Genomic DNA, 13,737 nt, shown 5'->3' on the forward strand with positions numbered 1-13,737 from the left:
CAAGCAATCTGTAACGCTGGAAGAAGAGAATATCGGCCTGGCGCGTGAAAATGCCATGGTAGCCTTAGAGCGTTTCCGGCAGGGCGTTTCCACCACCCTGGAAGTAAAGCTGGCCCAGCAAAGCCTGCAGGATGCTTTTAATCGCCTGATCTTAGCACGGTATAATACCAAGCTGGCTGAAACTGAATTGCTGCGGTTAAAGGGAGAGCTGCTGAAACAATGATCTAATGTGCTGATGTGCTAATATGCTAATGTGCTGGTATTTACTGATAAAAATAAAAAAGCCCTGACAGATTAATTGTCAGGGCTTTTTATTTATGGTAAAGTAAATATGAGCAAGGCAGGCAACAACAAAAACCAGCACATTAGCATATTAGCACATCAACATATTCCCTCATCTGCACATTTGCATATCTGCACATCCGCACATCATTACTGCTGTGCTGCCGGTGGATCCTTCTTCTCCTGCTTATACTGCTCAAAGCTTTGTTTAATGTACAGCAGCAGGTCGTAATCCGTTGCATTTTGCAGGAAGTTATAACCGGGGCGGTAATGCAGCATAAAGCTGTCGAGCTCCGGGCTTTCCAGCTTCGTCATTTTTGCCACCAGCTCCGGTGAGTAGCGGTAATCTATAAACTTTTCCTTTTCCCAATACAGCAGCTGTTCATGGAACTGCTCTTTACGTTTGCGGGTTTTGCTGGGCACCAGGTAAGACAGTGCGGTTACCGGGTTGGCCGGCAGTGTTTTCAGCACATCCATGGCGCCCGGCTTTTTATAGTTAAAATACTTACCGTATTCTTCCCGCGTAGCCAGTGAATCGTTATGGTAATTCTTACCCCGCACGTTTATCTGCTGCAGGCCAAAGATCCTTTTATTCAGGTAAATGTTGAAGCTGGCAGCTTCCAGCGGGGTTACGATTTCCTTCTTGTAATAGCTTAACATGGAAAACTCAATGGTATCACCGGGCATGGCTTCGATCAGGAAGCGGCCGGTTTCATTGGTCATGGCGCCTGTTTGGGTACGCTTGTTAATGATGGTTACAGCAGGCAAACCGGTTTTGGTATCCGCATCCACCACCATACCATTCAGCCTTACCTGCTGCGCGCACGCAGGCTGTAAACCGGCCAGCAGTAACAGAAGTAGTGATAGAAGTGCTCCAGTGTATATATACGTATACTGTCTATTTTTCCCAATAGGCATCGTCAAATATAGTTTTCCCGTCGCAAATGAAACGTTAAAAAATGGCTGTCAGCCGTCTTTCTATCCACACATTGCTGACATAGTCCCCAGATATAAGCGCCGCCTGGCGAACGGTAACATTTATTGGTTACCTTTGGTAATTATACCCAAATCCTATGCCTTACCGGAATGATTTCGCTGTTCAACGCCACCAGTACGCACTTTATATGAAGCCACCATCCCCATACTCCCCTCCTAATCCCCGCAAAGCCAGTGGTTTGGCCCGCTGGCCCGATGTTTGTTGTACCCCGGCTGACGGACATTGGTATATCACGTATAACGCAGTACTGTACTTAGATCCATCACTTTTGTAGTATGCTGCATTTTCGTATAATCGAATACGGTAGTTGTGATTACCAGGATATGGTAGCCTTACGTGATGTGATCTTGCGCAAACCGCTGGGACTTACATTCACGCCGGATTATCTGCAACAGGAGATCAATGATTTCCTGCTGGGTTGTTACACAAAGGAGAACGGTCATGATACGGAAATACTGATCGGGTGCTGCATATTATCGCCGGTTGATGAAAGCACTATTCAACTCCGGCAAATGGCAGTAGATCAGGCATACCAGGGCAGGGGCATAGGGAGCGGCATTATCAGCTTTGCAGAACAGCAGGCCGTACAGAATGGCTTTACAACACTGATGATGCACGCCCGTAAAACAGCAGCGGGTTTTTATGAAAAGTTGGGGTACAGGATCCATGGGGATGAATTTACGGAAGTAGGCATCGCGCACTATGAAATGATGAAAGCACTGTAACTGTATGTATGCACTTTAGAGAATGTCCGCATCAAAAAAGAAACAACGGAAGCCATGAAAGGGTGAAAACTGAACAAGTGAAACCATGATTTATTGAAAGCCATTCACCTTTCGCCAGCAGATCACAGCGTAATCAAAAATCTCGCATATATTATGAAAAGCCATGTACTCGCCGGGTTAGGGCTGTGCTGTCTTTTTTATTGTACCACCGGCAAAGCGCAGTCGGATACTACAGCGCCGGTACGTAAAGATTCAACAGTTCAGCAGGATACTACCAAAAAAGACACAACCATACGTAAAGATACTACTGGTGGGCAACCAGCTAATTCCGGGGTAATACTCCCGGACAGCACTAAAAGAACACAAACAGATACTTCCGGTAAAGCGGCACAGGATACCAGTGGCGCGCGCAGGGACACCTCCCGCAAGCCGGCGCAGGACACTGCGCTGATAGTGCCGGGCGGCAACGCTACTAGCACGCCGCAATCAACCGGGCCTAAATTTGCCGTTCAGGGCCAGGTGCAGGATACCGCCAATACGCCCATACCAGGCGCCAAGGTGTTGAACAAGAACACCGGCCAGGCCGTAATGTCCGACCCAACAGGTAAGTTCACCATACAGGCCGCTAACAACGATGTGATCGTAGTATCGGCCGTTTCGTACGGTGAGCAATCCATACCGGTAAAAGGGCAGGAGCCGATCAATGTATCATTAAAAGCCGCTGCATCCGGGCAAAAGCAGCTGTCGGAAGTAGTGGTAACCGCGCTGGGCATCCGCAAAAACTCCCGCGCAGTAGGTTACGCACTGCAGGAAGTAGGCGGTAATGCCGTACAGGAAGCCAAAGAAGTGAACTTTGTGAATGCGCTGTCCGGCAAGGTAGCGGGCTTGCAGGTGAGCACCAATACCGGCTCCATGGGCGGTTCTACCAAAATGACCATCCGCGGTAATAAATCCATCCTGGGCGATAACAATGCCTTTATTGTGGTAGATGGTGTACCCATCATCAATAACGTACTCAATGAGCCCGGCCAGCAGAACGGTGGCGGTGGTTATGACTACGGTAGCCCCATACAGGACATTAATCCGGAAGATATAGAGAACATCTCTGTGCTGAAAGGCGCAGCCGCCTCCGCATTGTACGGCAGCCGCGGATCTAACGGTGTGTTACTTATAACCACCAAAAAGAAACCGGATACCGATAAAGGCCTGGGCATTACCTATAGCCTGAATGCGCAGATAGACCAGGTATATAAATTGCCCAATTACCAGAACCAGTATGGTGGTGGTTATACCGGATTTGATACCTTGTACTACAACCAGCACCCGGAAGCTTTCCTGAATGAGCAGGCTGCAACGTATGATGATAATAACGGTAAAGGCCGTTATGACCTGATGCCGCAGTTTTATGCAGATGAATCCTGGGGACCCAGATTAGATGGCCGCCAGGTACGCCACTACTGGTCATTTGATAAGGATAAAGGCAACCCGGATTTTGGGAAAACCGCACCCTGGGCGCCGCAGCCCAATAATGTAAGGGACTTCTATAAAACAGGTACTACGCTTACAAATAATATTGCCGTTGCAGGCAACAGCGATAAGGGATCCATCCGCTTCTCGTACGGTAATACCAAACAAACTTTTGTATTACCCAATGCATCCTTAAACAGGAATAACGTTTCCGTAAACGGTAATTACCAGCTGGCCAAAAATTTAAACGCCGTAGCATCTGTTAACTACAGCATACTACAGGCTAAGGGCCGCCCCGGTACCGGCTTTACAGGCCCCAACCCTACCCTGCAGTTCACCATGTTTGGCCAGCGGCAGCTGGATATGAACCGGGCCAAGAACTATGTATACCCGGATGGGTCGCAGATCACCTGGAACCGCACCACCTGGGACGATGCTACTGTAAAGTTCAGCAACGGCCCTTACTGGAACAGCTACCGCGATTATGAGAATGATTCCCGTAACCGCCTGTTTGGCCAGGTAGGGCTTGACTATACAGTACTCTCCTGGTTAACGCTGAGCGGCCGTGTGTTCATGGACCAGTATAATATGCAGGCAGAGGAAAGAATGTCGCAGCAGCCGAACATTACCGGTTCTTACGTAAAACGCATCCGCGATTCCCGTGAAATGAACTACCAGTTCACTGCCGATATCAATAAAAAATTCGGTGATCTTACACTGGATGCAACCCTGGGTGGCAACATCCTGCACCGCAAAGCCACCACCACCGGCGGTTCTACCGTAGGCGGGCTTATTATACCCGGTGTGTATAACCTGAATAATTCCATACAAACCGCCCAGCCCATAGATCAGTACTATGAAAAGCAGATCAACTCTGCTTTTGCAACCGCCACTTTAGGTTACAAGAACTACCTGTTCCTGGACCTTACCGGCCGCAGCGACTGGAGCTCTACGATCAATGTAAAAAACAATCCGTACATCTACCCCTCAGCTTCCCTTTCACTGGTGTTCTCTGACCTGCTGAAATGGAAGTGGATGGACTTTGGTAAGGTCCGCGGTAGCTTAGCTGCTGTAGGTAGCGATACCGATCCTTTCCAGGTGTATGATACCTACGCTTTCATACCGCCCTTTGGCTCCAACCCGGTTACACAGTTCTCTTCAGTAAAGAATAACCTGAACCTGAAACCGGAACGCACCAATGAGTATGAGTTTGGTACCGAAATGCGGTTCCTGGATAGCCGTATAGGCTTTGACGTTACCTATTATAACAGGAAGACCAAAGACCAGATCATTAGCATGCCGGTACCTACTGCAACAGGTTTCAGCTTTTTGGTAGTGAATGGCGGCAGCGTACAGAACCAGGGTTTTGAAGTAGGTTTGAACCTGAATCCCATTCGCCTGAAAGGCGGTTTCCGCTGGGATATTAACGCCAACTTTGCCCGCAACCGTAACAAGCTGCTGGATATGAACATTGACCAATTTGACACCCAGCTGGACCAGCTGACACTGGCTACTGACCGCCGTACAAGGAAGGTATCCATTGCCGCAGTAGTAGGCAGCGCGCTGGGCACCATTATGGGTACGGACTATGTGTATGATGAACAGGGCCGGAAGAAGGTAACGGCACAGGGCTTTTACCAGGCATCCGGTATTAAAGCTATCGGCAACGCCAACCCTGATTATGTAGGCGGCGTTACCAACAGCTTCTCATTTAAAGGCATTTACTTATCTGCCCTGGTTGACTTTCAGCATGGCGGCGACTTCTTCTCTTACACCAACCTGTATGGTAAAAAATCCGGTTTGCTGGATGTAACTGCGGAAAACGGCATTCGTGAGAACGGCATTATTGTACCTGGCGTAACGGATGATGGAAAAGAGAATACAGTAAAGATCTCTGCCAAAGACCACTTTAGCCAGAACTTTGGTAATGTGATCAGTAAGGCAGACCTGTATGACGCCAGCTATATTTACCTGCGTGAAGTAAAGCTGGGTTATAACTTCCCGGAATCTTGGTATAAAAAGATAGGCGCACAGGCAGCCCGTATTTCCCTGTACGGCCGTAACCTGTGGCTGATACATAGTAATGCGCCGAATGTGGATCCCTCCAACATTACCAACTCTGCCTCCAATGTGCAGGGTATTGAAGGGGGTGCGCTGCCGTCGCTGCGTTCCTATGGTGTGAACCTGAATGTTTCTTTCTAAAACAACAAACTAACGGAGATGCTTACACGATATTTAAAATATAGCTGCTATCTTTTATTGAGTTGCCTGGCGATAGCAGGTTGTAAAAAACTGGAAGATATTAATCACGATCCAACCAAGCCCACTACAACACAGCCGCAGTATTTACTGACCGGTGCTGAAAAGTCGGCCATGGATATCCTGTACGCCGGTCCGCAGAACGGCCGTATAGGCATGCCTTACGCACAATACTGGACCGGTAATGATAAGGCTAACGACAGCCGCTATTTGCTGGATGAAGGTATTAACGGCGGGCTATGGGATAACCTGTACGGCGTATCGCTCCACAACCTGGACCAGATCATACAGATGAACCGTGCTACGCCCATTGCCAATTCCAAGAACCAGATAGCCATTGCACAGATCCTGAAAGCATGGATCATACAGTTCTTATCAGATGCGTATGGTAATGTACCCTACACGCAGGCCTTTAAGCTGAATGAAAATAACCTGCGCCCGGCGTATGACGATGCCAAAACCATTTACAGATCCCTGATCGATACCCTGGCTACACAGGCTGCCGGTATGGACCCTTCCCTGGCCAGCTTTGATGCCGGTGATGTGCTGTACAACGGGAATGTAGCGGCCTGGCAAAAACTGGCTTACTCTTTAATATTACGCCTGGGCATCCGTATGGCAGATGCTGACCCGGCCACTGCCAAAACCGTTATTGAAGCTAATTTTGCCAAAGCTATGACCAGCAATGCAGATAATGCACAGTTCCAGTACCTGGGCATAGCACCTAATAAATTTCCTTATAACGAATCTGAAAGACCACTGTCCGAATTTTTTGTAACGGCCACGCTGGTAGATTATATGCAGAGCTTAACGGATCCGCGCCTGGGCATTTATGCCCGTAAGGCGGCTGACAGTGTTTACCGTGGCCTGGCTTACGGTACATCAGAAACCAACCCAAACCGCCTGCCGCCCGCCAATTACTCTTACCCCGGTAAGCGTATATATGCGGCGGATATGGCAGGCATTCTGATGACCTACCCGGAAGTAGAGTTTATACTGGCTGAAGCAGCTGCCCGCGGCATGTCTACCGGCGATGCTGCCACCCACTACCAGAACGGCGTAAAAGCCTCTATGGAATACTGGGGCATAACCAATGCAGACAGCGTAGCTGCTTACCTGACCCGCGTACCTTACGTAGCCGGCGACTGGCGCAATGTAATAGGCTCCCAGAAATGGCTGGCCTTATACCCGCAGGGCTTCCAGGGCTGGTTTGAAAGAACCCGCCTGAACTTCCAGAAACCCGGTGGCGACAGCCTGTTCCGCGCCCCGGCAGACGGTTCCCTGGACCCGAACGTAAGCTATGTGCCATACCGCCTTACTTACCTGGTAAGTGAGCAGCAGCAGAATAAAGCGGCCTATGATGCTGCAGCCAGCGCCATTGGCGGCGATACCAAGAAAACTAAACTGTGGTGGAATAAACAGTAGCCAATTATCACTTGGGGGAGGCACTGTTCAAATATCAGGGCCGTTCTGCTAACAACAGAACGGCCCTTTACTTTGCAGGCAGCTTTTTTCTATTATCTTTAAGCTCCTGAATTTTGAAGCTGATGAGAAAACTATTATTTGTACTGTTATTATTGCAGGGCCTGCATACTGGCCTGCAGGCGCAATCGCCTACGCATTATTACTACAACTGGTACACTTATTTTGGTACCGCCGGCATTAACAAAAACTGGTCAGTACCTTTTGATGTGCAGTTCCGTATGCGCGATGGTGTTAGCACCAAAGGCCAGATCATGATGCGGGCCGGCCTGCAGTATATGCCTAACAAAAAAACAGGTTACCTGGTTGGTTACGCCAATATACCTACGTATAGCCCTGCTTTGGATGCTTACCAGCCGGAGCACCGCATTTTTGAACAGTTCATTTATAAAATGGAAAAGCCCGGCGTGTTTAACATGACGCACCGCGCGCGCCTGGAACAACGCTGGAGCGGACAAAAAACCCGCACCGGCAATAATGGCGATCTGAAATTAACGGACTGGAAATACGGTAACCGTGCCCGTTATTTTAACCGTACCCTGTTCCCGGTGAAAAAGGAAAAACAGCCTACCGGTTTTTATGTAGCCCTGCAAAATGAGCTGTTCATGAACCTTTGGGGCAGCGAGATCAATGATAAATTTATAGACCAGAACCGCTTTTTAGTAGCGCCCGGTTACTCCGTAAAACCTAACCTGAAGGTGGAAGTAGGGTATATGAACCATTACCAGCAATTTGCTTCCGGCGATAAAGCTATGAACCATATTGTACACTTTTCCGTGATACATGAGTTTATGTTGTAATGCAGTCCATGGTCGATGGTCCATAGTCCATTGCATATAACGTCAGGTAGTATAACCTGGCAAATAACTATTACAAAACTTGTAATACCGCTATATGCACAAGGCCATGGACCATCGACTATGGACCATGGACTATTCGCTCCTCAAACTCTTTACCGGGTTCATTAGCGCCGCTTTGATGGCCTGGTAGCTAACGGTTAGCAAAGTAATGATCACTGCACCGGCAGCGGTTACGGCAAAGATCCACCACGCAATATCAGAACGGTATTCATAGTGCTGCAGCCATTTATACATGCCGTAATAGGCCAGCGGCGCAGCTATCAGCATGGCGATCACTACCAGCATCACAAAGTCTTTTGACAATAAGCCCCATACATTCAGCACAGAAGCGCCCATTACTTTACGGATCCCAATTTCCTTGGTACGCTGCTCTGCCATAAAAGTGGCCATCCCAAATAATCCCAGGCAGCTGATGAAAATAGCCAGTATAGCAAACCCGCTGGATAGTTTGCCAATGCGTTGCTCATTCTCAAATTTGCGGGCATACTCCAGATCCACAAATTTGTAACTAAAGGGAGCGGCCGGGCTATATTGTTTAAATACCGCCTCAATCTTACGCAGCGCTTTCGTAGCGCTGGCAGCAGGATTCAGGCGCAGGATGAAAAAATTATCAGGACTCCTGGTTATACAAAAAACAGACGGCCGTACCGGTGCATAGGGCGATTCTACGATCATGTCTTTAATCACCCCGATCACGTGAAAGGATATTCCATCCCATTTAATAATTTCACCAACAGGATTTTTAAGCCCCATAAATTTCACCGCACTTTCATTCAAAACAAAAGCAGCAGAATCAGATGCAAACTCACGGGAAAAATCACGGCCCTCCTTGAATTGCCAGCCTATAGTTTTGCCATATTCGGGGGAAACACCGGTGGTCGGGAAATCAACAGACAGGCTGGGATCTTTATCCTTCCAGTCAAAACCGCCGTTGGTGTTCCATACCTGTGTTAAGGGACTTTCTGCCTGCGCAATCTCTGTTACTGCGCCGCTACTTTGTAAGGTTTGTTTTATCGCCTCAAAATGTTCAGCCAACCCCGTGGCCATCAGGTCTACACTTATTAAACCCTCCCGGTTATAACCTACCGGGCGGTTGCGGGCAAACTGCACCTGCCGGAAAACAACAATAGTACCAATGATCAAAACAACAGATACCGTGAACTGCACCACTACCAGCACTTTGCGGGGTACTGCAGCCAAACGGCCTACCCGGAAAGTACCTTTTAATACCTTTACCGGCTGAAAGGATGACAGGTACAGCGCCGGGTAGCTACCTGCCACCAGGCCGGTAATAACAGTGCAGCCAATACCTGCCAGCCAGAATAAAGGACTGCTCCATAGAATGCCTAAGTTCTTATCTGCCGTTTCGTTAAAGAAAGGCAGCATTAGCTGTACCAGCACCAGGCACAGTACAAATGCGATCACCGACATCATTAAGGATTCACCAAAGAACTGCCAGATCAGCTGCATGCGGAATGAGCCAATGGCTTTACGGATGCCCACTTCCTTAGCCCGTTTCTCAGAGCGGGCCGTGCTCAGGTTCATGAAATTAATACAGGCCAGCAATAACACAAACACCCCAATAATACCAAACAGCCATACAAACTGAATACGGCCGCCGGTGTTAACCCCTTGTTTGAACTCCTCATACAAATGCCATTTACGCATCGGGTGAAGGAAGATCTGTGAATGGTATTTGCGTTCATCCGGCTGCTGATGATCCAGCCGTACATTGCGGATCTTTTGAGATACCTGCGTCATATCCATATGATCTGCCAGCTCCACAAATACCTGGAACCCATTGCTGCCCCAGGGATTGCTATTTTCCCGGATCCATTTATCAGTGATCAGCTTATATTCCCAGGGCAGAAAAAAAGTAGTGCTGGTTAAAGAAGTATTAGCCGGCAGGTCCTCATACACACCGGTTACTTTTAATTCGTCCTTATTATCAATTTTAATCAGCTTATCCATGGGGTTGGCGTCGCCAAACAATGTTTTAGCCAAAGATGCTGAAAGCACAATGGAGTAAGGATCTTTTAACGCGGCATAGGTGCCTTGCAGCATTTTAAGACTAAACAGGTCCAGCGCGCCGGGCTCCATACTGTTACCCAGTTTCATGATCCGCGTATCTCCCACAGCCAGTAAATGCCCCTGTGTCCATGACGACATTACTACATGCTTAAAATAATTGCCATAGCTATTGCGCAGCGCATCTCCAATAGGGTAAGGCATGGATTGCCAGGTATCAATACTACCATTCAGCAGCTGGTTTTGCTTTAATACGGCAATGCGGTCATAATTTTTATGGTACTGGTTAAACGTTACCTCATCCCAGATCCAGAGGCCAATTAACATAGCCACGGCCATACCTACTGACAGGCCGGTAATATTTATGAAGGAGTGTGCCTTGTTCTTTAACAGGTTGCGCCAGGCAGCCTTCAGGTAGTTTTTGAACATGCGCAAATGGTTTTAAGGGGAACTCTACCAGCCCCAAGCAGGATGCCTGTTTATTACAACATTCATAATCAACAGGTTAATAATAGGGGTATGTCCGCTTTCAGTACAAAAAGTGTTCAGTTCCGGACAGGCAAAAACTTAAATGCTCACCATTTTTACATGCTTAATTTCCCGAACTTTGTGCTTAACTTTTAAATGCAATGGTATGATGAGCAGAAACGAAGAGATCTTTCAGCACTACCTGGCGGTTATTGATACCCACCTGGATGACCTTATAAGCGGAAGAACAGACCGGATGTTTGAGCTGCAGGATATAGCTGCCCACCTCTTTATTCATCCCACACACCTGAGCACCGTAATAAAACAGCATACCGGCCATCATCCCTGCTATTTCTATGAGCAAAAGATCATGGAGCAGGCAAAAAAGCTGTTACAAAATAAACAGCAGTCCGTGGCGGCAATAGCTTACACGCTTACATACGATCCCTCCAACTTCACCAAATGGTTTAAGGCATTTGCAGGTGTTACCCCTTCACAATACCGGCAGCAGATAGCCATGCCGGTTAGTATGGCTAGTTAATTTTCCCTTTTACAAGATTGCTGAAACTATTACGCGCTGCATCGTTCTCAAACGCGCTGGTGGGTATTAGCAGAAAGGATTTTTTATCGCGGTACAGGAAAAAGAATTTACGCGTTTCCACCAGCCGGGTAAAATTATTCCAGTAGAGCTGGCGCTGGTGATCGCTGGTGCGGGTAGATATGAGTAAGCCCTCTTCCGAGTAACCCAGCTTTATTTCATCTTTAAACGTAGCGGCTTTGTTGTAAATGGAGAGTGGCAGCAGGTACCAGAAGGCCCATGCAATAATAGCCACCATGGCAAATATGCCGATAAGCGCACTGGAAGTAACCACGTTAAAGAAAAATCCCATGAGTGTAATAACCAGCAGAATAGCCAGTGTGATGCGGTAAACTTTAACTTCCCCCCGCTGCATAAAATGATAGCGTAATGCGGTCAATACATCCTCTTTGTTATAGCTGAACTCTACATGCATTATTGGCCAGGCAACAGTTTTTTAGGTTCTTCAACTCAACTTACTTGGGAACGGCTATTGACATGGGGTTTTCCATGTCGTCCCTTTCTGTAACCGGCGCGTATTTCTTGCGGTTGGCCAGTATTTTCTTGGTGTTGGTATCCAGGTCATCTTCATTCAGACCCGGGAAGTTATTTTTAATGAACTGGAAGTATTGTTGTAAGGTTTTTACATCTATCTTAAAAGGAAATACCAGTGATTTACCACCGCCTTTCAGATAATCGTTGTTATTGATCCTAGTTTCATTCTGTAAGTACCATTTGTACAGGTCCACCACGGCATTTTCCAGCTCGCCATCCTCTACCTCGGGCTCACGGTTCAGCATCCATACGTATTCTTCTACACGGCTGGGTTTTATGGCTGTAGGTACTTTATTGATGGTAGGAGTAGGTTTGGCGCTGCTGGCAGATTTATCACCGTTATTATCACATTTCTCAGTACACTTGTCCTTATCCTTTTCCTTATGCCCATCGTTGGCATAAGTGGTAACTGCGGTGAATAACAGGGCTGCTACCGGTAGTAATATCCATATGAAACCACGCATGGTACTCATACGTTGCAGTGATAAAGTGGGTTTGCCTGGTCTCATATAGGTAAATTTTCAACTTTAAAAATACAAAATACAATTTATAAATCCCAAAAAACAAAATGACGCTCCATTTACAATTAACAATATTTAACATTCCGGCCCCATCCATTAGGCCGTATTGAGTCTATGCAGGCCGTGTTCCCATCCGGAAGCGAAAGAGCCGCCAGCTGCAATAACACCGGCGGCTTTAAATACCGTTACCCTGAATAGCTGCTACCGGCCGGCTCCTAGAGGAACAGCTCCCTGCCAGCCATCGCTGGTGGCCACCCTACCACTCCAATAAATTCCCGGAACCGCCTGAAAAAACAAAAGCAATGGATAAACCATTGCTTTCGAGAGTCATTTACAGTGCATGAAGAGTCACGCTTGTAGAAATATTTGGTTTTTCATAGGACAGTAACCATAATAAAAATTAATACAGGCACAAATATATAAAAAAACCTTATAGTGTTATAGGAATGTTAAAGATTTATAATATATCCAAAGAAGTCAGATAATATTAAAAATAAAATAAATAAGACGGGAGTTTTTGAAAATACACGAAACGTGTTAAGCTATTGATATGATAAGCAAAGGATTAATGTAACGATAGTAGCAGAGCGCCGCTCCGTAATGGTTTGAACTTAAACCACCACCCGATCAACTACGTATATGCTCTAATAATCTTTAAGGAGAGAGAGGGTAACTTTTGTTAAAAGGTAAGGGCGCCTAGAAAAGCGCCCTCAATTTGTTACTATCCTATGAAAACCCTATTTGAATACAAATGTAAGTGCCTGTTATTTTATGTTGAAATTTTCCGTGCGGAATAACAAATCATTAACAAGGCTAGTAGGCTGATATTCAACTACAACCCATGCTGTTTCCGCAGTTCAAACACTTGTAACAGGTGCCGGATCGTACCGTGATATGACCACAGGTATTACAGGCAGGCGCATCACTCTGCATGCTGCGCATGTAGTCCTGGGTGCTGCTTTCGCCGGATGACTGCTTGGCAAGCGCCGGTTGCTTTACCGGTTTGCCCGCCCCTGCAGCCGGATTATTATTAGAGGCTGTACCCCCTGTTAAAAAGGTTACATGCACATTAGATAATGCGGGTCTTGCCGCCTGCTCATCTTCTTCATCCTCCTCGCCGGTATTACCGGGTGTATCCAGTACATGTACGAGGTCTGTTCTGCCTAAATATTCATACCCCAGTACCCGGAATATATAATCGATCAGCGAAGTGGCCGACTTAATATTCGGATGATCCACCATACCGGCCGGCTCGAACCGGGTGAATACAAACTTATCTACAAACTCCTCCAGCGGCACGCCGTATTGCAATCCCACAGAAACGGCTATGGCAAAACAGTTCATCAGGCTGCGCAAAGTAGATCCTTCTTTTGCTAGGTCTATGAATATTTCACCCAGCGTGGCGTCATTATACTCACCTGTGCGCAGGAAAATAGCCTGCCCGCCCACCTTGGCTTTTTGTGTAAAGCCACGGCGTTTGGCCGGGAGGGTTTTGCGTTCTATAATGCGGGATAGC

The 13,737-nt window shown here is 47.3% G+C and carries 10 protein-coding genes and 1 pseudogene; 6 read left to right on the forward strand and 5 right to left on the reverse strand.

What is annotated here, in order from left to right:
* A partial coding sequence (locus VIM87_RS10975) for a TolC family protein (RefSeq protein WP_331997036.1) occupies positions 1 to 223 on the forward strand: 223 nt, incomplete at its 5' end.
* 209 nt (positions 224 to 432) lie between these two features.
* Here VIM87_RS10975 and VIM87_RS10980 read toward each other — a convergent pair.
* Positions 433 to 1,080, reverse strand: coding sequence for a carboxypeptidase-like regulatory domain-containing protein (locus VIM87_RS10980; protein WP_331997037.1), 648 nt, complete (start codon positions 1,078 to 1,080; stop codon positions 433 to 435).
* A 474-nt stretch (positions 1,081 to 1,554) separates the two neighbouring features.
* On the opposite strand from VIM87_RS10980, the gene VIM87_RS10985 reads away from it, so the two are divergent.
* From VIM87_RS10985 to VIM87_RS11000, 4 genes are all read left to right on the forward strand, one after another.
* Positions 1,555 to 2,004, forward strand: a complete 450-nt coding sequence (locus VIM87_RS10985; protein WP_331997038.1) for a GNAT family N-acetyltransferase — start codon at positions 1,555 to 1,557, stop codon at positions 2,002 to 2,004.
* 153 nt (positions 2,005 to 2,157) lie between these two features.
* Positions 2,158 to 5,673 carry a SusC/RagA family TonB-linked outer membrane protein gene (locus VIM87_RS10990; RefSeq protein WP_331997039.1) on the forward strand — a complete coding sequence of 1,172 codons (3,516 nt, stop codon included), beginning with the start codon at positions 2,158 to 2,160 and terminating at the stop codon, positions 5,671 to 5,673.
* Positions 5,674 to 5,691: 18 nt separating this feature from the next.
* Positions 5,692 to 7,155, forward strand: a complete 1,464-nt coding sequence (locus VIM87_RS10995) for a SusD/RagB family nutrient-binding outer membrane lipoprotein (RefSeq protein ID WP_331997040.1) — start codon at positions 5,692 to 5,694, stop codon at positions 7,153 to 7,155.
* Positions 7,156 to 7,277: 122 nt separating this feature from the next.
* The gene (locus VIM87_RS11000) at positions 7,278 to 8,012 is read left to right on the forward strand and encodes a DUF2490 domain-containing protein (RefSeq protein WP_331997041.1); all 735 of its coding nucleotides are present in this window, start codon (positions 7,278 to 7,280) and stop codon (positions 8,010 to 8,012) included.
* 132 nt (positions 8,013 to 8,144) lie between these two features.
* Here VIM87_RS11000 and VIM87_RS11005 read toward each other — a convergent pair whose 3' ends face one another.
* Positions 8,145 to 10,529, reverse strand: coding sequence for an ABC transporter permease (locus VIM87_RS11005; RefSeq protein WP_331997042.1), 2,385 nt, complete (start codon positions 10,527 to 10,529; stop codon positions 8,145 to 8,147).
* 205 nt (positions 10,530 to 10,734) lie between these two features.
* Here VIM87_RS11005 and VIM87_RS11010 point away from each other — a divergent pair, with 205 nt between their 5' ends.
* On the forward strand, positions 10,735 to 11,109 hold the full coding sequence (locus VIM87_RS11010) for an AraC family transcriptional regulator (protein WP_331997043.1): 375 nt from the start codon (positions 10,735 to 10,737) through the stop codon (positions 11,107 to 11,109).
* Here the strand turns inward: VIM87_RS11010 and VIM87_RS11015 are convergent.
* From VIM87_RS11015 to VIM87_RS11025, 3 genes and pseudogenes are all read right to left on the reverse strand, one after another.
* Positions 11,102 to 11,581 carry a YcxB family protein gene (locus VIM87_RS11015; RefSeq protein WP_331997044.1) on the reverse strand — a complete coding sequence of 160 codons (480 nt, stop codon included), beginning with the start codon at positions 11,579 to 11,581 and terminating at the stop codon, positions 11,102 to 11,104. The two genes, VIM87_RS11010 and VIM87_RS11015, sit on opposite strands and share 8 nt — an antisense overlap.
* A gap of 40 nt (positions 11,582 to 11,621) precedes the next feature.
* Entirely contained in the window at positions 11,622 to 12,209 is a 588-nt protein-coding gene (locus VIM87_RS11020) for a hypothetical protein (RefSeq protein WP_331997045.1), read from the reverse strand.
* Between the two features lie 840 nt (positions 12,210 to 13,049).
* Positions 13,050 to 13,737, reverse strand: a pseudogene (locus tag VIM87_RS11025) (vitamin B12-dependent ribonucleotide reductase); the annotation flags it as partial.

The organism is Chitinophaga sp. (genome assembly GCF_036569125.1).
In the GTDB taxonomy this organism is placed as follows: Bacteria; Bacteroidota; Bacteroidia; order Chitinophagales; family Chitinophagaceae; genus Chitinophaga.